Genomic DNA, 24,751 nt, shown 5'->3' with positions numbered 1-24,751 from the left:
CCACTAAAAAAGCCCCTTTAAAAAAGAGGCTTTCAAATAGCATTTTTGATGCATCTACGCTTCCTGCTTTGCCTTACGTTCTTTTTCCTGAGCATCCACGACGGCTACGGCAGCCATATTCACCATTTCTTCTACGCTGGCTCCAAGTTGAAGGATATGTACGGGTTTATTCATGCCCATCATTATGGGCCCTACAGATTCTGCTTTATTCAATTCCTTCAACAGCTTATAAGTACTGTTGCCGGAATCCAGATTTGGAAAAATAAGGGTATTCACCTTTTTTCCTGCAAGTTTTGAAAAAGGAAATTTCTTCTGAAGCATTTCCTTATTTAAAGCAAAATCCGTTTGCATTTCGCCATCCACCACAAGTTCCGGATAAAATTTATGTAAATAATCAACAGCCTCTTTCACTTTTTGCGCCTTTTCATTATTTGAAGAACCAAAATTGGCGTAAGAAATCATAGCCATTACAGGATCCATTCCAAAAAGTTTCACCGTTCTTGCGGTCATTTGCGCAATCTTCGCCAGCTCTTTGGCTGTAGGATCAATATTTACAGAAGTATCACTAATAAAAATAGGTCCTCTGGCCGTATTCATAAGGTTGGTTGCTGCCACCCTGGAAACACCTTTGGCCTTTCCAATCAATTCCAGCATGGGTTTTAAAACCGTAGGATAAGAACGTGAATAACCCGATAGCAATGCATCTGCATCTCCTTCATTCACCATCATAGCCGCAAAATAATTACGCTGGCGCATTAACAGCTGTGCATCATATAATGTTACACCTTTGCGATTTCTGGAATTCCAGAAGACTTCTGCATAACGATTACGTCGCTCTTTTTCTTCATTGGATTTTGAATCAATGATCATCACTTCATCCGTATGAAAATCGATTTCCCGCATCAACTCCTCAATCACTTCCCTGTTACCAAGCAACACCGGGATTGCGATCCCTTCGTCATGCACAATTTGGGCGGCTTTTAAAACATCCAGGTGATCTGCTTCTGCAAAGACCACCTTTTTAGGGTCCATCTTCGCACGGTTCATCAACAAACGGGTAATCTTATTGTCGTTCCCCATTCGCTCCAGCAGCTCATCCTCATATTTTGACCAGTCCAAAATAGGGTTTTTTGCCACCCCTGTTTCCATCGCTGCTCTCGCAACTGCCGGTGGTACTTCAGAAATTAACCTTGGATCAAACGGCTTCGGAATAATATAATCGCGACCAAAATTAAGCCGTGTTTACCCGTAAGCGATATTCACCTGCTCTGGCACCGGTTCCTTTGCCAGCCTTGCAAGCGCTTTAACCGCAGCCATTTTCATTTCTTCATTGATCTTCGTCGCCCTTACATCTAGCGCTCCCCGGAAGATGAACGGAAAGCCGAGCACATTATTCACCTGATTTGGATGGTCACTTCTACCGGTGGCCATGATAATGTCTTTTCGTGCAGAAACAGCGAGATCATAACCTATCTCAGGGTCGGGGTTTGCCATGGCAAAAACAATGGGATTTTTTGCCATTTTCTTTAGCATTTGTGGCGTCACAATATTTCCCACGGAAAGTCCGAGGAAAACATCAGCACCGTCCATGGCATCTGCCAAAGACTTGTATTCTTTTTTAACCGCAAAAATTCGTTGTAGATCAGAAAGGTCTTCTCGCTTTTCGTGCAGTACGCCATTCACGTCAAACATGACGATGTTCTTCCTCTTCACACCCAGCAAAACATAAAGATTGGCACAGGCAATAGCCGCCGAACCAGCGCCGGAAATCACCACACGCACTTTTTCGATCTTCTTTTTGGCCAGTTCCAGCGCATTCAACAAAGCTGCAGAGGAAATGATTGCCGTGCCGTGTTGATCATCGTGCATCACAGGAATATCAAGCTCCTCCTTTAACCTCTTCTCAATTTCAAAAGCTTCGGGAGCTGCAATATCTTCCAGGTTAATACCGCCAAAAGTGGGGGAAATTTTCTTGACTGTTTCCACAAAACCTTCGACATCTTTGGCATCTACTTCAATGTCAAAAACATCAATATCGGCAAAAATCTTAAAAAGTAAGCCTTTTCCTTCCATGACCGGTTTTGAAGCTTCGGGTCCTATATCGCCCAGTCCTAAGACCGCGGTTCCGTTGGAAATAACGGCTACCAGATTTCCTTTTGTAGTATATTTATAAGCGTTTTCCTTATCTTTTTTTATTTCCAGGCAGGGCTCAGCAACTCCCGGTGAATAAGCTAAGGAAAGATCTCTTTGTGTAGAATATTTTTTGGTTGGCACCACCTGTATTTTCCCTGGGTGCGGTTTTGCGTGGTAGACAAGCGCTTCACGTCTTTTTCTTTCGTTCCTCATATTTCCCGTATTTTTCAGGAGGGACAAAGATAATTAGTTTACGCCTGAAAGTAGTATGAATAAACCCTTTTTTGAAACCCTCAACAGCAGGCTTTGACTAAAAAATGTTTCAAAAATGGCATTTTAAAAGATCTTTTCAGGAGGGACAAGTTTATCCAGCTTTTCCCGATTTCCGGAGTTTAAAAGTTCCAGTCCATATTGGTAAGAAGCATTCATCCATCCAAAGCCTGAAGTGGTGATATAATCAAATTCTGTCCCCACATTACCATATTCTGCATATACCTTATGGGTCGCATCTACCACGTCATATTTCTCGGGAATTGTGCCGTTATAATCCACTGCATTTCGTGTGATCATCCACAACCAGCGATAGATCAATTCCTGCGCTTCCTCTTCATAGCCATAGTTCAAAAGGCCTTTCCAAAGCAGCATTTGGTGCGGCGCCCAGCCATTGGGATAATCCCACTGCCGCTGCACGTCATTCGTGGCTTCCATTTCAACAGATTCTTTTGCGCTGGAAAGAATTCCGCCGGTCGCTTTAAGATCAGCCATTAAATTTTCAACCATCTCCTCTGCCTGCTCTTCGGAAGCCATCTTTGACCACAGCGGATAAAAATTTGTGGCTGAAACATACCGGGTTTGTTCCCCTTTTTCGAAATTATAGTCAAAAAAGCTTCCTTTTTCTTCATTCCAAAGATATTCGTTCATAAGCTCTTTCCTTTTTTCAGCTTTTTCTTCAAAATATTCTGAAGTGTAGGTTTTTCCGGAGGAATGAACGAATTCATCCTCAAAATACTTTTCTATGAGGTATTCAAAATCCTTTTCATATTTGTACAACAGCGAATTAAGGTCTACTACATTAAGATCGGCAGTTCGGTTCTCCAGTCTCCAGGAGGTATCGTGGCCGCTTTCCCTCAGGCTGCGGTCGTGAAGAAAATACTCATCCAAAGATGCGTCCTGAATTTCCCCTTTTTGATACTTTTCCTCGAATTCCCTCACCGGCATGTTGTGTTTGGCTGCGTATTCCTTCAGAACTTCTTTAAAATGTCCTTCTTCAGTTTCGGGTGGGATTCCTATTCCGCTGGCGAAATAGCGGTTGAGACCGTTGCCTGTCAAACGCTTTCCTTCTTCCATCCATACCTGTTCATATTCTGTAATTGCCGCGGAAAGAGATTTTCTTAGCCATTCTCTGTCTTGTTCTTCCATGGCCTCATAGACTTCGCGAACAAAAGAAGACATGAACGGCGGTTGCGTGCGGGTGAGGTAATAACTGCGGTTGGCGTTAAGGATCTTTCCATAGTGGTTGATTTGGTACACGAAATTGTCAACCATAGCTTTTGCGAGATCTATTCGGCCGTCCACCAGCAATCCTATGCCCTCAAAATAACTGTCCCAGCCGTACATTTCATTAAACCTCCCGCCGGGAACCACAAATGGCACCCCTTTGCCATCCTCAAGCGCGAGCGCTAGAATCCCCGGTTCGTTATTAATAGATTTTACATATTCGGGAGTGACATTCGCAGGAAGCACCACCACTTCAAAATCCTGAAATTCCTGCTGAAGATCTTTATAATAAGCTATTCCCGCGGAATCGCCTGCCGGCACATATAGTCGTTGCACTCCACCCGAAGCCTTATCATCCTGAAGAATTTTACTGATCCCTTCCCTGTCGATGGTTCTTGTAAGGTCATCCCAGAAAATGTTTTCAATCCTGTCTGAAATTCTTTCAGAAGGAGCCTGCTTGATATCCGCTTCAGAAATGCGAAGGCTGTGTTTATTTTGTTTATCGGCCAGCGCCAGCTCCTGCAAAAGATTTGATAGGTAATAAATTTTCCGGAGTTTAAGAGTATCACCCGAGGTACTTACCATCCAAAAAGGTGCTTTTGGAGCGTCTTCTATGGTGATCTTCCGGTCGCCGTCGGTATCGGCTACAGAAACCAGTCTCTGAAAAGCAGGTTCGACTTCAACTTCAAAAATCCTCTCCTGAGCCACGCCGGACACTCCGCAAAACATGAAAAAGAATGTACCTAATAACTTAATTCTTCGCATAATTGTTATTTTAAAAAAAATATCTAATATGACTCCTTATCTTTTAATTGTTATCCTCTGCATCATTTCCACTTCCAAAATTACTGCCCAGGAAGCACTACCCATATTTGCCGTTGATAGCGCACCGGTTCTCACCGCCTGCGCTGAACCTAAAGATACTAAAGATTGCTTTAATGAAGGCATGAGCGATTTCGCAAAAAGAAATTTTGTCACCCGCAAGACAATGGAAGCCGGGGGAACTGCATATGTGCAATTCGTGGTTTCTAAAGAAGGAGAAGTTGGCAATATTCGGGTGCGTTCCAACAGCAAAGACCAAAAGAAAGACATCATTAGAATTTTATCTACTCTAAAATTCAATTCGCCGGCCCTTCTGGACGGAGAACCGGTGGCTATGAAACATTCTATGCCAATCGTGTTCACCACAACTATTATGGATAGTTATGAGGACTTTTTCAAAAGCAAGGCGAAAGATCTTCCTTTGGCTAGTGAACTCGCATTTCCTCCCCTGTACAAAGAGTGCACTTCACAAAAGAACCCGAGAAAATGTTTTGAGAGAACTACAGAAGAAAAGATCAAGGATGCGGCGGGTGATGCTAAACGAGGTTCCGTTTTCAATTATTTCTTTGAAATTGACGAAAACGGCAAAACTACAAATGTGATAGTGCTTAGCCACAATGCCGCTGAGGCAAGGAAGAAAGTTTTATCCTCTCTTGAAAAATTGAATTTCCAGGCCGCGGCAAAGAATCAAACCGGAGAGTTTGTAAAAAGTTATTTCTCAGGGAAATTAGTCCTTTAAGAATTTAATATTTCGGGTCAATCCGCTGTATTTGGTTCTCTTTACAGCCGATTTCTTAAAAACCTTCCGAAATGTTTCTTCCGTGATTTCTTCCCAGTCCTTTTTGGTCATGCTCAATAAATCTGGGTGCGGGTCAAAAAGTGGTTCGCTGTGAGGCTTTGAAAAACGGTTCCAGGGGCACACATCCTGGCAAATATCACAGCCAAAAGCCCAGTCGTGAAACTTGCCTTTCATTTCCTGCGGAAGCTCGTCTTTTAGCTCGATCGTGAAATAGGAAATGCACTTGCTGCCATCCACTTTATAAGGTTCTACGATTGCCTGCGTGGGGCAGGCGTCAATACAAGCGGTACAGCTTCCGCAGTGGTCGGTTGCGGGGGTGTCATAATCCAGTTCAAGATCCACAATTAATTCGGCAACAAAAAAGAAGGAGCCTTTTTGTTTTGACAACAACAGTGTGTGTTTTCCAACCCAGCCAAGACCTGCCTTAGCCGCCCAGGCTTTGTCCATGACCGGCGCCGAATCTACAAATGCCCTGCCTTCAACTTCACCAATCTCCGCCTGCATGAATTTTAGCAGACTCTTTAGTTTATCCTTGATCACAAAATGGTAATCCTGACCGTATGCATATTTACTGATCTTGTAAGAATCATCGCGCTGCTCTTCTTCGGGGTAATAATTAAGCAGCAAAGAAATGACACTTTTGGAACCTTCCACCAGTTTTGTGGGATCGAGCCGCTTGTCAAAATAGTTCTCCAGAAATGACATTTTACCATGTCTTTCTTTGGAAAGGTATTCCTCGAGCCGCGGCGCTTCTTCCTCCAGAAATTCAGCTTTTGAAATTCCACAGGAGAGAAACCCAAGACGTTTGGCTTCGGCTTTAATTTGGTTGGTATGTTTTGTTTGCTGCGACTGATTCACTTAAAAAGAAAGTTGCAATTTCCATACCCAAGATTCAGAAAGAACAGGTGTTAAAAATGGCATTTTAGAATACTTATTTATGTTCTGGATTCGAACTGTAAAACGGCATTTTTGGGTTTCAGGGTAATCAATGGCGTGATCTCGATTGGTGCTGTTTTTGGTTCAATTCGATACTTTTTCATCAGCTCGGCGATGGAGATGATCATTTCATACATGGCAAAATTATTTCCAATGCACTTTCTGGGTCCGGCGCCAAAAGGATAATATGCCGTTGCTTTCGTATCCTGGAATCTTGACGGGTTGAATTCTTCAGGATCGTTCCAATATTTATTATGACGGTGGATTTCATACATTGAAAAGAGCAATTCTGAACCCTTCGGAATAAACTTTCCTTCAAACTCATCATCTTCCTTATTCACCCGATCCATAAAATAAGCCGGCGGATACAATCGCATAGCCTCTTCAATAACATGCTGCGTGTAAGAACATTTTCGAAGAAATTCCATTAAATCATTACTTTCTGCCTCTGCTTTCTGAACTTCTGAAAAGATCTTTTCCTGCTCTTCCGGATTCCTTGCTAAAAGTTCAGAGGTAAAAGTGAGGGCATTAGAAGTGGTTTCATGGCCCGCTGTGAACAGGATCAATATTTCGTCAATAAGCTGCTTTTCATCCATGGCCGTACCGTCTTCGTAGCGTGCATCCAGCAACATATCGAGCAAATCATCTTCCCTTTTATGACTCTTTTTTCGTTCCTCGATGAGTCCTTTAAGGATTTCACGGGCTTCCTGCGTAAGCGCGAGGTGTTTTTTTATGGGGCCGCCCCACTTAAAATACCAGGAGAAATATGGTTGCCGAAGTTCCCGCACCAGCATCTTTTGAGCAGCTTCGGTAATGTACTGCAGGCGATTGATCTCGTCTTGCCCCACCGCACTGCTAAAAAGGGATTTCACCACGGTTTGAAAAGCCAGGTCGTTAAAAACCGGGAAAATATCATGTGGTTTATCAGTTTTGATCTTATTCAGTTCGGTAACAACCGCAGCTTTAATGCTGTCCAGCAGGTTCGCCAGTTGTTTTTTATGAAAAGCGGGCTGTACCAGCCGCCGCTGCTTTCGCCATAATTCTCCTTCGGAAGTAAGCAAACCTTTTCCGAGGTACTTTGCCATATCCTGAGTTTGGATAGGCGATTTGTGGTAATTCTTCTGGTTCTTCTGAAGTACATAATCGGCAAATGCAGCATCTCTTGAAAAGATGATTTTTCTTCCCAAACCTACATTCAGTTGAAAAGTGTCTCCCAACTTTTCAAAATTACGATGATGGAACGGCAACGGATTCTTTAAAATTCCCGCTGCGCTCGTGTAAAACTGAATTCGTGAAACTTTGGGTATGCCTTTTATCTCTTTCATGGTTGTCCAAATCGTTTTTAGACCTACCAGGTCTTAATGACCTGTTAGGTCTGGTCCTGCAGGAAATCTCCTAAATATTCAGTATTTAATCTTCTCTCATTATGCCAATGCTGAAAGCTTTCAGCGTTAATAAGAGATAGAACATAACCGGTTTTTATATTAGTTGGTTTGGTACCGGTATATGCCTGAAAAGAAGAAAACTTGTAATCATTATGATCTTCAATAAAACCGTGTTTTACAGGGTTTAAATGAATATAGGCAATTAATTGTATAAGATACTTTTCATCATTCACCCTTTTTCTTTTAAAATTCTCCTGAAATAGGCTACCGGTCCTATTATATTTTTTGTTTATTCCTTTTGTATAGGCATTAAAGAAATTGGAAAAAGGAAGATGAATCTTCCTGTGGTATGCAGAGAAAAGTTCTTCTCTTTCCTTGATCTTTAAAAGTAGGTGAAAATGATTCTTCAACAAACAATAAGCGTAGATATCACAAACAGGTAATAAATGTGTTCGGATTAATTTTAAGAAATAAAAATAGTTTTCCTCCTCCTTGAATATATCCTCTTTATTATTTCCCCGATTGAATATATGATAGGTTACTCCCGGTTCTAAAACATCCTGCTTCATAGTCTTATTTCAAAAACCTAACAGGTCTTGGAGACCTGGTAGGTTCATTATCTAAAACAAACCGCCCTGTATTCCGCCACGGTCTCTCCCGAGGTGTTTGTAAGCAGCATCGGTGACTTCACGGCCGCGTGGTGTACGTTGAATAAACCCCTGTTGAATGAGGAAAGGTTCATAAACCTCTTCTATGGTTTCGGCGCTTTCACTTACTGCGGTTGCAAGCGTAGTAATTCCCACCGGGCCACCTTTGAACTTGTCAATAATGGTGGTAAGGATCTTATTATCCATTTCATCCAAACCATGCGCATCAACATTTAATGCTTTAAGACTGAATTTCGCGATTTCAATATCGATCTTGCCGTTGCCTTTGATCTGAGCGAAATCTCGCACCCGTCTCAAAAGCGCGTTTGCAATCCTCGGAGTTCCGCGGCTGCGACCTGCAATCTCAATAGCAGCATCAAGCGAAATTGGTACTTTAAGGATCTCAGCGCTTCGTTGTACAATATCTGAAAGTAATTCGGTAGTATAATATTGGAGTCGGCTGGAAATTCCAAAACGCGCTCTCATAGGCGCAGTTAGTAAACCAGAACGCGTGGTAGCTCCTACCAACGTAAAAGGATTGAGATTGATTTGAACAGACCGCGCATTGGGACCTGTCTCGATCATGATATCGATCTTGTAATCTTCCATGGCCGAATAAAGATATTCTTCTACCACGGCGCTAAGGCGGTGTATCTCATCAATAAAAAGTACATCCCGCTCATCCAGATTGGTGAGAAGACCCGCAAGGTCACCGGGTTTGTCCAGCACAGGCCCGGAGGTAACTTTTATACCTACGTTAAGCTCATTGGCCAGAATATGCGCTAAAGTAGTTTTTCCCAGTCCTGGAGGACCGTGAAACAAGGTATGATCTAAAGCTTCACCTCGAAGATTGGCAGCCTCCACAAAAACCTTCAGGTTTTCCAACACCTGATCCTGCCCTGCGAAGTCATCAAATTCCAAAGGCCTTAATGCCCTTTCTATATCGAGTTCTTCAGAAGAAAAACTCTCTCCGCTTGGATCCAGGTGTTCGTTCATAGCCACTTTCTTGAGTTCAACAAAGATAAAAGAAAAAGCCTTTTCAATTCCGAATGAATCGGAAGAAAAGGCTTTAATCCTATTTTAGAAATCTATTAGTGATTCAACTCCTCTTCATCTTCCTGAAGCGGTACATTCTGAGGTGCAAAATCCTGTCCTTTGATCACATAGTCTCCATTCTCGTTGGTCTTACTATAATCGTAAGGCCAGCGATAAACCGTTGGAAGTTCTCCAGGCCAGTTTCCATGAATTGCCTCCACAGGAGTTGTCCATTCCAGGGTATTCGCCTTCCATGGGTTTTGCGTGGCTTTCTTTCCGAAGAAAATAGAGTGAAAAAAGTTGTAAAGGAACACCAGCTGTACTGCAGCAGTAATGATTGCAAAAACAGTGATCAGTACGTTGACATTTGCAAGGTCATCAAAGTACGGGAAAGCAGTGTTTGTATAATATCTTCTTGGTAAACCTGCCATTCCAATAAAGTGCATTGGGAAGAAAATACCGTACGCCCCAATAATGGTGATCCAAAAATGGATAAATCCAAGCTTTTTATTCATCATTCGTCCAAACATCTTCGGGAACCAGTGATAAATCCCGGCAAACATTCCGTAGAGTGCAGAGATACCCATTACCAGGTGGAAGTGAGCCACCACGAAGTATGTATCATGAACGTTAATATCTAAAGTACTATCTCCAAGAATGATTCCTGTTAATCCACCTGTAATAAAAGTGGATACAAATCCAATTGAAAACAACATGGAAGGGTTCATTTGCAGGTTCCCTTTCCAAATTGTAGTAATCCAGTTAAAGGCCTTTACTGCGGAAGGAATTGCAATAAGTAATGTTGTAAAGGTAAATACAGATCCAAGGAATGGGTTCATACCTGAAACGAACATATGGTGACCCCAAACGATGGTGGATAAGAAAGCAATTGCAAGAATGGAAGCTACCATTGCACGATATCCAAAAATAGGTTTTCGAGCATTGGTTGCCAGGATTTCTGAAGCAATACCCATGGCAGGAAGAATTACAATGTAAACCTCGGGATGACCAAGGAACCAGAACAGGTGCTCAAACAAAATTGGAGAACCTCCCTGGTAATGCAACACTTCCCCTTTTAAATAAATATCACTTAGGAAAAATGATGTTCCAAAACTCCTGTCCATGATAAGCATGAGCGCAGCAGAAAAAAGTACAGGGAAAGAAACCACCCCGATGATAGCTGTTACGAAAAGTGCCCAAATCGTTAAAGGCAGACGAGTCATAGACAAACCTCTTGTTCTAAGGTTAAGTACCGTCACAATATAGTTTAGGGAACCTAACAGGGAAGAAGCGATAAAGATAGCCATGGAAGTTAACCATAGTGTCATCCCTAGTCCAGATCCACCAATTGCCTGTGGCAGCGCACTAAGAGGAGGATAAATCGTCCACCCTGCAGATGCCGGTCCAGATTCAACAAATAAAGATCCTAACATGATGATACATGACAGGAAGAACAGCCAGTAAGAAAGCATATTCATAAATCCTGAGGCCATATCCCGAGCTCCAATTTGCAAAGGAATCAAAAGGTTACTGAAAGTACCACTAAGACCTTGTGTAAGCACAAAGAACACCATGATGGTACCATGTATTGTCACAAGGGCGAGATACATTTCCTGGCTCATTACTCCTCCCGGAGCCCACTTTCCAAGAAAGATCTCGAATATTTTGAAGGATTCTGCCGGCCAGGCCAGCTGCATCCTAAAGAAAATCGACATTGCGATACCAATAAATCCCATAAATAATGCCGTAAACAGGTACTGTTTAGCGATCATCTTATGGTCCATACTAAAAATATACTTAGTTATGAAAGTCTCTTTATGGTGATGACCGTGGTCATCATGAGCATCATTAACCGGTGCGTGTCCTACTGCTGACATATTTCTAATTCTTAACTTTTAATTTAATCTTCAACTTGTGCTAATTCCTCTCCTCCAGCTACTCCCTCTTGATCCCGAAGTTGTTTTACAGTTTCAATAAACTCCTGCTGTTCGCCTAACCATTCATTAAATTCTTCTTCAGTCTCTACAACTACTTTCATTTGCATGTTGTAATGAGCAACCCCACAAATTTTGTTACATAGGAGGTAATAATCAAACTCTTCATATTCTCCAAGAGTTTCCTCACCAGCGCCACGCAATCTCTCGTTCTCTACTCTCCTAATGTCTTTGATTCTTGCGATCTTGTCTCGCATATATTCTGTGTCCCTGATCTCTTCTGTAGTTTGAGTGGGAGTGAATCCAAACTGGGTGATCATCCCGGGGACAACGTTCATTTGTGCACGGAAATGTGGGAAATATGCAGAGTGAAGCACATCCTGAGACCTCATTTTGAACACTACAGGTCTATTTACCGGCAGGTGAATTTCCGCAGTTACTTTATCATCATAAGCATAGGAATCACTTATGTCTACACCCATGGTATTGGCCCCTTCAATGAAACGTACATTCGCTTTTCCAAGAACATTGTCCTCCCCGGCATAACGTGCATGCCAGCTAAACTGCTTCGCGTAAAGCTCGATAACGATAGGATCTTCTTCTTCTTCAATATCCATAATATCTGACCAGGTGAAAAGACCGTAGATAATCAAACCTGAAAGTACGATCACCGGAATGATAGTCCATACAAATTCCAGCTTATCATTATCTGCAAAGAACAATGCTTTCCTACCTTTCCTCCCCTGATACTTAAATGCAAAATAGTGCAGCAGTCCCTGAGTGATCACCTGAACCACCATGATAAGTGCTACAGATATGAGCAGCAGGTTATCATATTCCGCACCATGCTCCGAAGAGGCTGCAGGTAATGCCCTGTCACTAAAAGCCCAGAAGTTGTAAAGCATGAACAGGTAAAAGGCAATCCCGAATGCTAGCATCAGGTTTCCCTGAGTCTTATTGTCCTTATCACTGGCAACCTCAGAGGAATCTATAGAATTCGTATCTCTTGATAACTGATAAATCTTCGACAATTGCCAAACAGTTATCGCAAAAAGAGCTACTACTACGATGATTAGAAATACTGTCATTTTATAATTTCTTCTTTAAACAATCTTTTAATAATGATAATGCTCACTCTCCTTGTAGTAAGGATTCCTCTTGGCTAATAAAGGTGCCTTCGTAAGTGAGTTGAATACCACAAAAGTAAACAATCCACCAAAGAATAAAAGCGCACTTATTTCCGGAATTCCAATAAACCATGATTCTCCAACCGTTGCAGGCATAATCATCACATAAATATCTATGTAATGGCCCAACAAGATCACTATACCTGTCATTACCACGAACCAGTTAACCCTCTTGAATTCACTATTCATCAATAATAACAATGGGAACACAAAGTTAAGCACGATCATTCCGAAGAAAAGAAGTCCGTAATCTTCGATCCTTGTGACAAAATAAGTTACCTCTTCTGGGATATTTGAATACCAGATCAACATGAACTGTGAGAACCAAAGATAGGTCCAGAAAATACTTATCCCGAACATGAATTTCGCAAGATCATGAATGTGACTGTCATTCACGATTGTAAGATAGCCTCTTGATTTCAAGTAGATCGTTACTAATGCAATCACTGTAATTCCTGAAACAAACATACTGGCAAAAACATACCATCCAAAAAGGGTACTAAACCAGTGTGGATCTACACTCATTATCCAATCCCAAGACATCATGGACTCAGTAACTATGAAAAATACAAGGAATCCTGCAGCAAGCTTAAAATTCTTCTTGAACCAAACATTATCTGTAGCGTCATCCTGCCGGATTGAGTTTCTTCTTAAGAAGTATCTGAAAATATTCCAGCCCGCAATGTAAATGGCAGCCCTTATCAAAAAGAATGGAACGTTAAGATAGGATTGCTTGTTTTGTATGATTTCATCATGCGCCACTACTTCAGGATCCATCCATATAAAAAGATGATTCATATGAAAACCTGATAATAACAACAAAAGAAATACAATTAAACTACCGGGTAAAAGATATCCTGTAATACCTTCCATTACTCTGAAAAGTACAGGCGACCAACCTGCCTGCGCGGCATATTGAACAGCGTAAAAAGCCAGTACCCCCAGCGGGATCATAAAGAAAAAGAACGCAGCCACATATAAAGCCGCCCATGGTTTGTTTTGAAGCTGATGCAAAACATGTTCCAAGTGTTCAATTTCACCTTCCGCTGCAGCATCATTATCATATGCTAATTCGTCTGTACGTTCGGTTTCCAGTTCATGTTCAGAAGGAACATAATCATACCCACGTGCGTCATCTTCTAATTCTTCTCCTGCCTGCTCTGCCGCAGGTGGATGTACTTCATGTCCTTCCCCATGAGAAGCCATCATTTCTTTAACATCTTCAATAGTGTCCGGTGCAGCAATAAACCCGTAGACCAAGCCTAACAGACCTACTACCATAAGAATGATAGAAAATAACTTTAATTTACTTGATAGCGTGTACATATTAAATATATCTATTGCTGTTACTCTTCGTTTTGATTTTGTTGCCGTTGCTCGTCACTAATATCTGTTGCCGTACCTTCTCCAATTGGTCCTTCTGCGTTTACTGCAGGCGTAAGGGTTTCGATATTATCATATTCCCTTTCAGGATTTCCTAAAAGTTCTTCCCTAAGACTCATGACATAATGATCTATTTGCCATCTTTCTTCTATAGACGTTTGAGAGGCGTAAGATCCCATGGCATTTAACCCATAATACATTACGTGATAAGTACTACCTTCTGTAATATCGCGGGTATCATAGCTTGGAATACCAAGAATTTTTTCTCTTTGAGCCAATATCCCCTGGCCATCACCAGAGTCTCCATGACAAACCGCACAATAAATTGTATACAACTGTCTTCCAGCAGCCAGGTTTTCTTCAGTATAAGGAAGTGGGTTTTTTAGATTTGCCTTTGCTGCCGCATAGCCTTCATTTGAATCCTCATATTCATAAGGCATCCAACCCCTAGGTATTGTTCCTTCTACAGGCAACTTTGCTTCCTGCTCATTTGCAAATACATCGTACGCTCCATATGGTTCATAGCTTACCGTTTCATACATGTTTGGCATGTACTGGTAATTGGGTTTTGAGTTCTCCACACAGGATACTGCACTCAACCCTAAAATGAATAGCATGGATTTATTAAATAAACTTTTCATTGGGTTTATTTGTTATCAATTAATTTGATCTCAAGAGCACCGGTTTGGTACAAGAAATCAGTTAGGTCCTTAGTATCGTGGTTCGCCACATCTACTTCCATAAGAAAGTGATCATCTGTAGTTCTTACATCTGGGTTCTCTGCCTGCTTAAATGGCCAAAGTTTACTTCTAAGGAAGAAAGTGATCACCATAAGGTGTGCAGCAAAAAATACTGTCAATTCGAACATAATAGGCACAAATGAAGGCATATTTTGAAGAAAACTGAAACTAGGTTTTCCACCAATATCCATTGGCCAGTCTTCGATCATAATATAGTTCATCATGGCAACAGCCACAGAAAGTCCCACAATTCCGTAAAGAAAAGAAGTTATTGCCAGTCTGGTAGGTGCAAGCCCCATGGCTTTATCTAATCCATGAACGGGAAAAGGAGTATAAACTTCGGCTATATGATAGCGGGCCTCACGCACTTGCTTCACTGCCTGTAAAAGCAAATCGTCATCGGTGTAAATAGCGTGTATAACTTTAGATGCCATTATTATTTATTTTTAAGTTGATTTGCCTGAGCTGCCCAATCTTCACGCTGCTCCCTGAGTGGGAAGGTGTCAATGATCTCATCAAGCAATACATAATCTTCATTTGTCAACCTGCTTACCTGGTCATAAGTATAGACACCCAGCTGATGTAATTTTTGTTCCAATAAAGGACCAATTCCTTTTATCTTCTGAAGATCATCACTGTCCTGAGTTGCAGGGTCAAAAGTGCCAATTCTGGCAAGCATTTCATCTACCCTGTCTTTAGTAACTTCAGAATCAATTAGACCATCGGCATTTACAGTGGGTTCGTGTCGATCCACATTATCTGGTGCTGCAGGCTCGTCTTTTTCCACAAGTCCTTCTTCCGTATTCACAACCGGCTCTCTTACTACTGGATCGTAATGATTCACATGATCCCCATGCTCAGCTCTCAGTCTTTTATACTTATCTCCTGAAGCTTTCAAGATTGTCTTCACTTCCGCCTGTGCAATTACAGGGAATGATCTCGCATATAGAAGGAATAGTACAAAGAAGAAACCAATCGTTCCAATAAATATCCCTATATCTACAAATGTTGGTGAGAACATAGTCCATGAGGATGGCAGGTAATCGCGGTGCAGGGAGGTAACGATAATTACGAAACGCTCGAACCACATCCCGATGTTTACCACGATCGAAATGAAAAAGGAAAACATGATACTTGTACGTAATTTTTTAAACCACATGAACTGTGGAGAAAACACGTTACAGGTCATCATAGACCAGTATGCCCACCAGTAAGGACCTGTTGCCCTGTTAAGGAAAGCGTACTGCTCATACTCCACCCCAGAATACCAGGCGACAAAAAGTTCGGTAATATAAGCCACCCCCACGATAGAACCTGTAATCATGATTACAATGTTCATCAACTCAATGTGCTGAATAGTGATATAATTTTCAAGATTGGAAACCTTTCTCATAATAATAAGTAAGGTGTTTACCATTGCAAACCCAGAGAAAATAGCTCCTGCAACAAAGTAAGGAGGGAAAATAGTGGTATGCCACCCAGGAATTACAGAAGTTGCAAAGTCAAAAGATACAATGGTATGTACAGAAAGTACAAGAGGTGTTGCAAGTCCGGCAAGTACCAATGACACTTCTTCAAAACGCTGCCAGTCCTTTGCACGTCCAGACCAACCAAAACTTAATATTCCATAAATCCGTTTTTGAAAGGGTTTTATTGCCCTGTCACGAATCATCGCAAAGTCAGGAAGTAAACCTGTCCACCAGAATACCAGTGAAACAGAAAGGTATGTAGATATCGCGAAAACGTCCCAAAGCAAAGGAGAGTTAAAATTCACCCATAGGGAACCAAACTGGTTTGGAATTGGCACTACCCAATAAGCTAGCCAGGGCCGTCCCATGTGAATAATAGGGAATAAACCAGCTTGCATTACAGAGAAAATAGTCATGGCTTCCGCAGAACGGTTAATAGCCATTCTCCACTTTTGACGGAACAGTAAAAGTACTGCCGAAATTAAGGTTCCGGCGTGACCAATACCTACCCACCAGACAAAGTTGGTTATATCCCAGGCCCAACCTACGGTCCTGTTCAATCCCCAGACTCCAATTCCTGTAGAAACAGTATATATTATACAACCTAACCCCCAAAGAAAAGCTACAAGCGCGATAGAAAATACTATCCACCAGGTTTTATTTGCCCTTCCTTCAACCGGTGCAGCAACATCAACCGTAACATCATGATAGGTTTTATTGCCGGTTACTAAAGGCTTTCGTATAGGTGCTTCGTAATGAGACATATCCTTTTATAATTGATTCTAAGTTAAATTTTAAGCTTCTGACGTATTTCTCACCTTAGTTTGATACATCACATTTGGTTTTGTTCCAAGATATTCCAACGTGTGGAACATCCTGTCATCTTTCTGCTTACGATAGATAAGGCTTTCCTCGTCATTGACATCTCCAAAGATGATCGCTCCTTTATCACAGGCAAGAGAACAAGCTGTGTTAAATTCACCGTCCTCAATAGCTCTACCTTCGCGTTTGGCATCAAGAATGGTTTTTTGAGTCCTTTGAATACAGAAAGAACATTTTTCCATAACACCACGCGAACGTACTGTAACGTCAGGATTTAGAACCATACGACCAAGGTCGTTGTTCATATGATAATCAAACTCGTCATTTTTGTTATACAAGAACCAGTTGAACCTTCTCACCTTGTACGGACAGTTATTGGCACAGTAACGTGTTCCAACACACCTGTTGTAAACCATCTGGTTTTGTCCCTGACGTCCGTGCATGGTTGCCGCAACAGGACACACAGTCTCACATGGCGCATGGTTACAATGCTGGCACAACATTGGCTGGAATACCACCTGTGGGTTTTCTGCAGGATCTTCAAGATCTGCAAGCCCGGTAACCGCGCCACTAACACCTGTTGCAAGGTCTTTTGTTTCTATATCATCAGAGAAAGTATCTTCTGAAGAATAATAGCGGTCAATTCTAAGCCAGTGCATATCCCTGTACTTACGCACCTCTTCTTTTCCTACTACAGGAACATTATTTTCAGAATGACATGCTATCACACAAGCACCACATCCTGTACAGGCATTTAGGTCAATAGACATATTAAAATGGTGACCAATTGAACGGTCAAAACCATCCCAAAGATCAACATCTGGCGATGTTACAGGAGTTTCAATGTGATTTAAAGACACCTCAGGCATATGATTCCATTCATGTGCATCCTTAGTGTTGAAAATCTCAAGGGTTGTCTCCTTGATGATATCACCTCTTCCCATTAACGTATTGTGCAACTGAAGACATGCAAATTCATGCTCTCCTCCAATCTTCTCAATAGTCACATTCTGGAAAGATCTAAAATCCTTATATAAAGGGTAAGCATTTACACCTACCTGCATTTCCTTTTGTATTCCTTCCTTCTTACCATAACCCAAAGCAAGAGAAACAGATCCCTTTGCCTGGCCCGGCTGAATATAAACAGGCACCTTTTCTACAACGGTATCTCCAACGCGAACATTTACGTAGCTCCCATTGAGCGCACCGTTGGATACATGCCAGTTTTCAAGCCCCATAGCTTCAGCATCTGCCCTAGAAATTTTCAAATAATTATCCCAGGATGCCCGGGTAAGTGGATCTGGTAATTCATGTAACCATGGATTATTAGCCTGTTCTCCAGAACCCATAGCCACAGAAGTATATAATTCCAGTTCAAATTCTCCATTTTCAGAAGCTGAGGATAGATTTCTTGCAGCCACAGCATCGCTGTTCACCTGAGGAACTCCTGCGCTTCCATTGCCCACAGTAGAAATGTTTGCCGGCGCACTACCTTCAAAGACCCCGTCATGCAAAGCATCATTCCAGGCACTGGAACTAAGAACAGAACTCCAGGTTTCTCTGATATAATCATAATATCTTGTCGAATTTCCATTCCATCTTAACAACGTATCCTGAAACTGTCTTGTATCAAACAATGGCCTGATAGTTGGCTGCATCAGAGTAGCCTGGTTTGCAGTGAATTGAATGTCCCCCCAGCTTTCAAGATAATGAGGAGTTGCTGCAACATAGTTACACAACTTAGCAGTTTCATCTTCCTTCATGGAAAAAGCAACAGAAAGCTCAACCTGCTTTAATCCTTCTATAAATTCTTCAGCATTAGGTAAACTGTATGCAGGATTCACATCTGCAATTAAAACAGCTCCTACTCTTCCTGCATTCATGTCTCTCACAAGACCCTGAACATCAGCAATATTCCCCTGCCTAAGAAGTCTAGGATTATTCACATCCATCACCCGACTTCCCAAAGCCTCATTAATTGCTAATACAAGAGATTGCGCATCGCTGTCCGGTATTCCGGAAATTACAACTGCCCGACTTCCTGAGCGGCGCAACTGGCGTGCAGCTTTCACAACTACATCATCCAGACCCGCAGGAAGGTTGCTGGTTGAAGAACCACCGGCAATATATCCATACAAAGCAGCCAATACCGCTTTTTGCTGGGAAGGTTTAACCGGAACACGTTTATCTGCATTCGCTCCACTAAGAGAGAAGTTCGATTCAAACTGGATGTGTCGCGACATCTTCCCATTTTCAGGAATCCTTCCTTTCGCATAGGAAGCATCATGACCTCCACCTGCCCAGTCTCCTAAAAAGTCAGCTCCTACAGAAACAATAGTTTCCGCCTTTCCGAAGTCATAAGACGGTAATGCACGTCTACCATACCTCGCCTGAAAAGCATCTAAAGCATAATCTTCAGAAACAGTATCATATACAACATGCCTTACATTGGCATATTGTTGAGAAAATTCATTTATAAGTTTCGAAGTCGAGGGACTGGCATAAGTACGGGTAAGCAAAACAATATCACCTTCCACTTCGTTTAGCTTTCCGGTAACTTCTCTGTCAAACTGCTCCCAGGAAACCACTTCACCGTTAGCAACCGGTCGCTTTAATCTGTTCTTATCATAAAGAGACAACACTGAAGCCTGCACCCTTGCATTTGCTCCGGTATTAGCCATTGTATTGACTTCAACCTTAATAGGCCTCCCCTCACGGGTTTTCACAAGGATTCCGGCAAAATCAAATCCGTCAGCCATTGTAGTTGCATAATAATTTGCAACACCTGGCACGATTCGCTCAGGTTGCACCACATAAGGAATCGACTTCATTACCGGCCCTTCACAAGCTGCCAAAGAGGCAGCTGCCGTACTAAAACCAACATATTTCAAGAAATCCCTACGCGAAGTAGTAGAATCTTCAAGAGATTGTTTATCTCCCAAAAACTCATCTGTAGGTATTTCTTCTGCAAATTCTTTTTGCTGCAGCGTCTCAACAATAGGGCTGGGTTCTTTTTTCAGCTCTTCAACACTTTGCCAGTATTTCTTGTTTGATGACATATATTTGATATTACTTCTTTAAATTAATTAATAGTGGCATTTCATACACTCAATTCCACCCATTTGAGCCACGGTCAATTCTTCAACCTCATATTTTCTGGACAGCTCCTCATGAACCTTTTCATAGTACTCATTCCCGGCAGTCCTAACGTTTGTTTCACGATGACAGTTTACACACCACCCCATTGTTAGAGGTGCATTCTGATACATGATCTCCATTTCCTCTACAGGGCCATGACAAGTTTGACATGAAATACCACCAACCTCTACGTGCTGCGAGTGATTGAAGTAAGCAAAATCAGGGAGGTTGTGAATTCTCACCCATTTTACAGGCTCGGTTTCTCCACTGTAAGATTGCTCTGCAGGATTCCATCCCACCGCATCATATAATTTCGCAATTTCCCCGTCATAGAATTCTTTACTATACTCTTCTGTCGCAGTTTCTCCAGCAACCTCACCAATGGATTTATGACAGTTCATACAAACATTTAACGAAGGAATACCAGAAGTTTTAGAGACCCTTGCCGAAGAGTGACAGAATTTACATTCTATCTGATTGTCACCCGCATGAATTTTATGAGAAAAATGAATTGGCTGTATTGGCTGATATCCTTGATCAACTCCAACCTGCATTAAAAATCCATATACGAAATAGGCACCAACCAGTAGCAACACAACAGAAGAGGTAATTACTAAAAATTGATTTTCTACAAAGGATTTCCAGATAGGAGTTCTTTTTTGCCTCACCGGAAGCTCTACCCCACTAGCTGTCGCAAATCGACGAAGCGTTCTGTTCACCAGGAACAAAATAGCCAGCAGCATCACAAGAACAAATGCGAGAATCCCAAGAATAACATCTGTAGAAACACCTCCACCACCTGAAGTTGCAGCCCCAGCGTTATTACCGGCTTGCATTTCCTGCGGCACTTCTTTTGGCTGACTCACATAAGCAAGTACATTATCAATATCCTCATCGCTTAACTGCGGAAAAGGAGGCATTGCCGTTTGATTATACTCTTCATAAAGAGCAACTGCTGTCTCATCTCCCGAAGCAATCATCGCTGCACTATTCGAAATCCAGCTATGAAGCCATTCCGTATCTCTTCTTTCTGTTACTCCACGAAGCGGCGGGCCAATAGAATTGTTGTCCAGCTTATGACAGGCTGCACACAACGAATTGAATATCTGCTTCCCGGCAGCTGCGTCCCCTCCAGAAGGCTCTGCCTCTACCGAAGATTCTTCCACTCCCGCAACATCTCCCTGCCTTTCTGAAGTGCCCTGTTGCTCTCCCTCTGCAAGTGGCGATTCCTGAGAATTTACGAGCGTCGAAAATGATAGAAAAAACGAAAAACTTAAAACAAGTAATCGAGCAGCTGAATGGCGGTATTTCACCTTTTTCATATTATAAGTTGAATTAACGTCTTGTTTGGTACGATTTTTAGAGTATCAAAACGTGATTTTTATCATATTTTCGCACCGAAAAATTTACGGACAAAAGTAATACTTAAAGTCGATTTTAGGAATGGAGAGCAGTGTTAATGGGTAATTTATAATTATTCTAAATAGAACTCTAAAGACCTTTTAACATATATTGTTATACTTTTGTTTTTCAGAAATTTATAAAAATAAAAACGTTTTGACTAGAAAGAACATTTGGGCTGCAGCCTTATTAATGGCAACAGCAGCATATTCAGGGTTTGCACAGGAAGGACGGGTGCAGGTAAAGCAGGACAGTTTGATTCCTCACCTACTGGAGATAAAAACCGAGATGGGTAAGGAAAGTAGAATTGGTGACCGCTACAGGATTCAGATATTTTCCGGCGACAATAATAAAGCCAGTGAGGTGATCAAAGAATTCCGAAGCCTCTATACAGAATGGCCCTCTACAATAGTTTACGAAACTCCAAATTATAAAGTATGGGTAGGTAATTTCAGGAACAGCCTTGAAGCAGATCGCGCCCTTCTTAAGGTTAAGAAAAGCTTTCCGGCAGCGTTTAGATTTAAACCCGAAAGGAGTTAAATATTCCCCACTTTTAACGCATAAAAAAAGGACGCCAAAAGCGTCCTTTTTCAATATTTATAACTTAATTATTTCAGCTTCTTCTTAACGGCGACTTCCTGGAATGCCTCTACAACATCTCCTTCTTTAATATCATTGTAGTTCTTGATTTGAAGACCACAATCATATCCTTTAGAAACTTCTTTCACGTCGTCCTTGAAGCGCTTCAGAGAAGCTAGAAGTCCGGTATAAACAACCACACCGTCACGTATCAAGCGCACCTGAGAATTTCTGTAGATTTTTCCATCTGTAACCATACATCCGGCGATACTACCAACTTTAGAAACTTTAAATATTTCCCTTATTTCTGCATTTCCGGTAATTTCTTCCTTCATTAAAGGAGAAAGCATTCCTTCCATAGCGTCTTTAAGGTCATTGATCGCATCATAGATAATAGAATAAGTTCTAATGTCTATTTCCTCTTTTTCAGCAACCATACGAGCATTTCCGGCAGGTCTTACATTAAATCCAATTATAATCGCATCTGAAGCGGAAGCCAGAAGCACATCACTTTCTGTAATCGCACCAACTCCTTTATGGATAATGTTCACCTGAATTTCTTCTGTAGAAAGTTTCTGGAAACTATCTGTAAGTGCTTCCACAGAACCATCCACATCACCTTTAAGGATAATGTTTAGCTCCTTAAAGTCACCAAGCGCAATACGCCTACCAATTTCATCAAGGGTGATATGACGCTGTGTACGTACAGATTGCTCTCTTTGCAACTGTGTTCGTTTTGCAGCAATATCTTTCGCTTCACGCTCATCTGTCATCACCTTGAACTTATCACCCGCCTGTGGCGCGCCATCAAGCCCTAAGATAGAAACCGGTGTTGAAGGACCAGCCTCTTTGACCTCATTTCCACGTTCATCGTGCATTGCTTTGATCTTTCCACTGTTTTTCCCGGCCAATACGTAGTCTCCAATCCTAAGAGTACCTGTTTGCACCAGGATAGTGGAAATATAACCTCTTCCTTTGTCTAGGTACGCTTCTACAACAGTCCCGGTAGCAAGCTTTTTAGGGTTCGCCTGCAATTCCAGAATTTCAGCCTCTAAAAGCACTTTTTCAAGTAACTCTTTTACACCCATTCCTGTTTTCGCAGAAATGTCGTGTGACTGTATTTTTCCTCCCCAGTCTTCTACCAATAAATTCATTGCTGCCAGCTTCTCCTTGATCTTTTCAGGGTTGGCCGTAGGCAAATCAGATTTGTTGATAGCAAATATTATTGGCACACCCGCTGCCTGCGCGTGTGAAATAGCTTCTTTCGTTTGAGGCATCACGTCATCATCTGCCGCGATCACGATAATGGCAAGATCAGTTACCTGGGCACCCCTTGCACGCATCGCGGTAAAGGCTTCGTGACCCGGAGTATCCAAAAATGCGATTTTTTGTCCGCCTTCAAGCTCTACACCGTAGGCTCCAATGTGCTGTGTTATTCCACCACTTTCACCGGCGATTACATTCTCCTTACGAATATAATCCAATAAAGATGTCTTACCGTGGTCAACGTGCCCCATTACCGTAACAATTGGCGCTCTTTCTACAAGATCTTCCGGATTTTCAGGAACTTCTTCTTTGGTTTCTTCAAGATCGGCTGTTACAAACTCAACTTCATAATCAAATTCATCGGCAACAATAGAAAGCGTTTCAGCGTCCAGGCGCTGGTTCATTGTAACCATCATTCCAAGTGACATACAGGCAGAAATAATCTTCGTTACCGGAACGTCCATCATAGTTGCAACCTCACTCACGGTAACAAATTCTGTCACCTTTAATACCTTGTTGCTTTCCTCAAGCTGCGCTTCTTCCGTTCTTTGACGGTGGGTATCCCTCTTGTCTCTTCTGTATTTAGCACCCCGTCCTTTATTAGATTTACCCTGAAGTTTTTCAAGCGTTTCACGCACTTGTTTTTGCACTTCTTCTTCGCTAGGCTCCTCTTTAGTGACAGGTTTAGTTCTTTTTCCGCGCGATTTTCCACCGCCCTGGGCACCACCCGGCGCTCCTTTTACATCTTTGCTTATTCTACGGCGACGTTTCTTTCGCTTATCTTTTTCGGCATCTGCCTTTTTCTCATCTTTCTTCTTGACAGGTTTCTTGAATTGAGAAAGATCAATTTTTTCACCTGTGAAGTTAGGCCCACTAAGTTTTTGATACTTCGTAGTAACCGTAGAAGACTCTTCTTCTTTTGGTTCTTCCTTTTCCTTAACTTCCTCCTTAACCTCTTCAGGTTTAGATTCTTCTTTTTTAAACTCCTCTTTTTTAGGCTCTTCCTTCTTAGGTGTTTCTTTTACTGAAGGCTGCTCCACTTTTTCTTCAGGAGCTTTTTTAGGAGTTTCTTCCTTCTTTTCCTCCTTAGGAGTCGGCGTTTCTTCCTTTTGAACAGGTTCCGCTTTCTCTTTCTCTTTTGGAGTTTCTACCTGTGGCTGTTCAGGTTCTTTTTTCTCCTCTTTTTCAGGTGCTGCAGGCTCTTCTGTTTTTTCAGTGTTCTTATCGAGGTCTATTTTTCCTACCTGTTTTGGGCCTTCCAGGCTGGACTTGGCTCTAATAATATCCTGCTTCTCTTCTTGCTTGCGCTTCTCCTCCTGCTCTTTTTCCCTGGCAAGACGAAGCTCTTCCTTCTCCTTCCTTTTCTCTTCACCCACTTCTTTTGAAGCGACCTTCTTGCTCTTATCGGTTTCAAATTCATCAGAAAGCACCTGATAAATTTCTCCCGATATTTTCGTGGTAGGACGCGCTTCTATCTCGTGGCCCTGGGAATTCAAGAATTCCACAGCACGATCCAGCGAGATATTGAATTCGCGTAGTACCTTATTTAATCGCATTGTTTTTGCTTCAGCCATAAAT

General features: G+C 41.9%; 16 protein-coding genes and 1 pseudogene. 2 read left to right on the top strand and 15 right to left on the bottom strand.

Annotation, left to right across the window (positions count from 1 at the left end):
• Window positions 1-54: 54 nt before the first annotated feature.
• Together ACOV1Q_RS03770 and ACOV1Q_RS03765 are read right to left on the bottom strand one after the other, a co-directional pair.
• Window positions 55-2,346 (bottom strand): annotated as a pseudogene (locus ACOV1Q_RS03770) (NADP-dependent malic enzyme).
• A gap of 123 nt (window positions 2,347-2,469) precedes the next feature.
• Window positions 2,470-4,395, bottom strand: coding sequence for a trehalase family glycosidase (locus ACOV1Q_RS03765; RefSeq protein WP_424493098.1), 1,926 nt, complete (start codon window positions 4,393-4,395; stop codon window positions 2,470-2,472).
• 28 nt (window positions 4,396-4,423) lie between these two features.
• Here ACOV1Q_RS03765 and ACOV1Q_RS03760 point away from each other — a divergent pair, with 28 nt between their 5' ends.
• Entirely contained in the window at window positions 4,424-5,191 is a 768-nt protein-coding gene (locus ACOV1Q_RS03760) for an energy transducer TonB (RefSeq protein ID WP_424493097.1), read from the top strand.
• Here ACOV1Q_RS03760 and queG read toward each other — a convergent pair.
• The 12 genes from queG to ACOV1Q_RS03700 all read right to left on the bottom strand — a co-directional run bounded on the left by queG (window position 5,180) and on the right by ACOV1Q_RS03700 (window position 21,249).
• A complete protein-coding gene (gene queG, locus ACOV1Q_RS03755; protein ID WP_424493096.1) occupies window positions 5,180-6,109 on the bottom strand; it encodes a tRNA epoxyqueuosine(34) reductase QueG in 930 nt (309 codons plus the stop codon). The two genes, ACOV1Q_RS03760 and queG, sit on opposite strands and share 12 nt — an antisense overlap.
• A 77-nt stretch (window positions 6,110-6,186) precedes the next feature.
• Entirely contained in the window at window positions 6,187-7,512 is a 1,326-nt protein-coding gene (locus ACOV1Q_RS03750) for a cytochrome P450 (RefSeq protein WP_424493095.1), read from the bottom strand.
• Between the two features lie 44 nt (window positions 7,513-7,556).
• The gene (locus ACOV1Q_RS03745) at window positions 7,557-8,141 is read right to left on the bottom strand and encodes a transposase (protein ID WP_424493094.1); all 585 of its coding nucleotides are present in this window, start codon (window positions 8,139-8,141) and stop codon (window positions 7,557-7,559) included.
• Window positions 8,142-8,192: 51 nt separating this feature from the next.
• Window positions 8,193-9,215, bottom strand: coding sequence for a Holliday junction branch migration DNA helicase RuvB (ruvB, locus tag ACOV1Q_RS03740; protein ID WP_424493093.1), 1,023 nt, complete (start codon window positions 9,213-9,215; stop codon window positions 8,193-8,195).
• A gap of 95 nt (window positions 9,216-9,310) precedes the next feature.
• Window positions 9,311-11,131 carry a cytochrome c oxidase subunit I gene (locus tag ACOV1Q_RS03735; protein ID WP_424493092.1) on the bottom strand — a complete coding sequence of 607 codons (1,821 nt, stop codon included), beginning with the start codon at window positions 11,129-11,131 and terminating at the stop codon, window positions 9,311-9,313.
• A 23-nt stretch (window positions 11,132-11,154) separates the two neighbouring features.
• The gene (locus ACOV1Q_RS03730; protein WP_424493091.1) at window positions 11,155-12,276 is read right to left on the bottom strand and encodes a cytochrome c oxidase subunit II; all 1,122 of its coding nucleotides are present in this window, start codon (window positions 12,274-12,276) and stop codon (window positions 11,155-11,157) included.
• A 27-nt stretch (window positions 12,277-12,303) separates the two neighbouring features.
• Window positions 12,304-13,701, bottom strand: coding sequence for a quinol:cytochrome C oxidoreductase (locus ACOV1Q_RS03725; RefSeq protein ID WP_424493090.1), 1,398 nt, complete (start codon window positions 13,699-13,701; stop codon window positions 12,304-12,306).
• Window positions 13,702-13,721: 20 nt separating this feature from the next.
• Window positions 13,722-14,399, bottom strand: a complete 678-nt coding sequence (locus tag ACOV1Q_RS03720) for a c-type cytochrome (protein WP_424493089.1) — start codon at window positions 14,397-14,399, stop codon at window positions 13,722-13,724.
• 5 nt (window positions 14,400-14,404) lie between these two features.
• The gene (locus tag ACOV1Q_RS03715; RefSeq protein WP_424493088.1) at window positions 14,405-14,932 is read right to left on the bottom strand and encodes a DUF3341 domain-containing protein; all 528 of its coding nucleotides are present in this window, start codon (window positions 14,930-14,932) and stop codon (window positions 14,405-14,407) included.
• Between the two features lie 2 nt (window positions 14,933-14,934).
• On the bottom strand, window positions 14,935-16,731 hold the full coding sequence (gene nrfD, locus ACOV1Q_RS03710) for an NrfD/PsrC family molybdoenzyme membrane anchor subunit (protein ID WP_424493087.1): 1,797 nt from the start codon (window positions 16,729-16,731) through the stop codon (window positions 14,935-14,937).
• A gap of 30 nt (window positions 16,732-16,761) precedes the next feature.
• A complete protein-coding gene (locus ACOV1Q_RS03705) occupies window positions 16,762-19,848 on the bottom strand; it encodes a TAT-variant-translocated molybdopterin oxidoreductase (RefSeq protein WP_424493086.1) in 3,087 nt (1,028 codons plus the stop codon).
• Window positions 19,849-19,875: 27 nt separating this feature from the next.
• Window positions 19,876-21,249 carry a c-type cytochrome gene (locus ACOV1Q_RS03700; protein ID WP_424493085.1) on the bottom strand — a complete coding sequence of 458 codons (1,374 nt, stop codon included), beginning with the start codon at window positions 21,247-21,249 and terminating at the stop codon, window positions 19,876-19,878.
• A 235-nt stretch (window positions 21,250-21,484) separates the two neighbouring features.
• Here ACOV1Q_RS03700 and ACOV1Q_RS03695 point away from each other — a divergent pair, with 235 nt between their 5' ends.
• On the top strand, window positions 21,485-21,868 hold the full coding sequence (locus ACOV1Q_RS03695) for an SPOR domain-containing protein (RefSeq protein WP_424493084.1): 384 nt from the start codon (window positions 21,485-21,487) through the stop codon (window positions 21,866-21,868).
• 68 nt (window positions 21,869-21,936) lie between these two features.
• Here ACOV1Q_RS03695 and infB read toward each other — a convergent pair whose 3' ends face one another.
• Window positions 21,937-24,747 carry a translation initiation factor IF-2 gene (gene infB, locus ACOV1Q_RS03690; protein WP_424493083.1) on the bottom strand — a complete coding sequence of 937 codons (2,811 nt, stop codon included), beginning with the start codon at window positions 24,745-24,747 and terminating at the stop codon, window positions 21,937-21,939.
• Between the last annotated feature and the right edge of the window lie 4 nt (window positions 24,748-24,751).

The organism is Salinimicrobium maris, from assembly GCF_049680855.1.
Classification (GTDB): Bacteria; Bacteroidota; Bacteroidia; order Flavobacteriales; family Flavobacteriaceae; genus Salinimicrobium.
The sequence above is the reverse complement of the archived record's forward strand: the minus strand, read 5'-3'. Positions and strand labels throughout refer to the sequence as shown.

What these genes read in the sequence shown, in the direction of transcription:
- ACOV1Q_RS03765 (WP_424493098.1), bottom strand. Translation starts at nt 4,395, where the DNA reads ATGCGAAGAATTAAGTTATTAGGTACATTCTTTTTCATGTTTTGCGGA.
- ACOV1Q_RS03760 (WP_424493097.1), top strand. Translation starts at nt 4,424, where the DNA reads ATGACTCCTTATCTTTTAATTGTTATCCTCTGCATCATTTCCACTTCC.
- ACOV1Q_RS03750 (WP_424493095.1), bottom strand. Translation starts at nt 7,512, where the DNA reads ATGAAAGAGATAAAAGGCATACCCAAAGTTTCACGAATTCAGTTTTAC.
- ACOV1Q_RS03745 (WP_424493094.1), bottom strand. Translation starts at nt 8,141, where the DNA reads ATGAAGCAGGATGTTTTAGAACCGGGAGTAACCTATCATATATTCAAT.
- ruvB (WP_424493093.1), bottom strand. Translation starts at nt 9,215, where the DNA reads ATGAACGAACACCTGGATCCAAGCGGAGAGAGTTTTTCTTCTGAAGAA.
- ACOV1Q_RS03735 (WP_424493092.1), bottom strand. Translation starts at nt 11,131, where the DNA reads ATGTCAGCAGTAGGACACGCACCGGTTAATGATGCTCATGATGACCAC.
- ACOV1Q_RS03730 (WP_424493091.1), bottom strand. Translation starts at nt 12,276, where the DNA reads ATGACAGTATTTCTAATCATCGTAGTAGTAGCTCTTTTTGCGATAACT.
- ACOV1Q_RS03725 (WP_424493090.1), bottom strand. Translation starts at nt 13,701, where the DNA reads ATGTACACGCTATCAAGTAAATTAAAGTTATTTTCTATCATTCTTATG.
- ACOV1Q_RS03720 (WP_424493089.1), bottom strand. Translation starts at nt 14,399, where the DNA reads ATGAAAAGTTTATTTAATAAATCCATGCTATTCATTTTAGGGTTGAGT.
- ACOV1Q_RS03715 (WP_424493088.1), bottom strand. Translation starts at nt 14,932, where the DNA reads ATGGCATCTAAAGTTATACACGCTATTTACACCGATGACGATTTGCTT.
- nrfD (WP_424493087.1), bottom strand. Translation starts at nt 16,731, where the DNA reads ATGTCTCATTACGAAGCACCTATACGAAAGCCTTTAGTAACCGGCAAT.
- ACOV1Q_RS03705 (WP_424493086.1), bottom strand. Translation starts at nt 19,848, where the DNA reads ATGTCATCAAACAAGAAATACTGGCAAAGTGTTGAAGAGCTGAAAAAA.
- ACOV1Q_RS03700 (WP_424493085.1), bottom strand. Translation starts at nt 21,249, where the DNA reads ATGAAAAAGGTGAAATACCGCCATTCAGCTGCTCGATTACTTGTTTTA.
- infB (WP_424493083.1), bottom strand. Translation starts at nt 24,747, where the DNA reads ATGGCTGAAGCAAAAACAATGCGATTAAATAAGGTACTACGCGAATTC.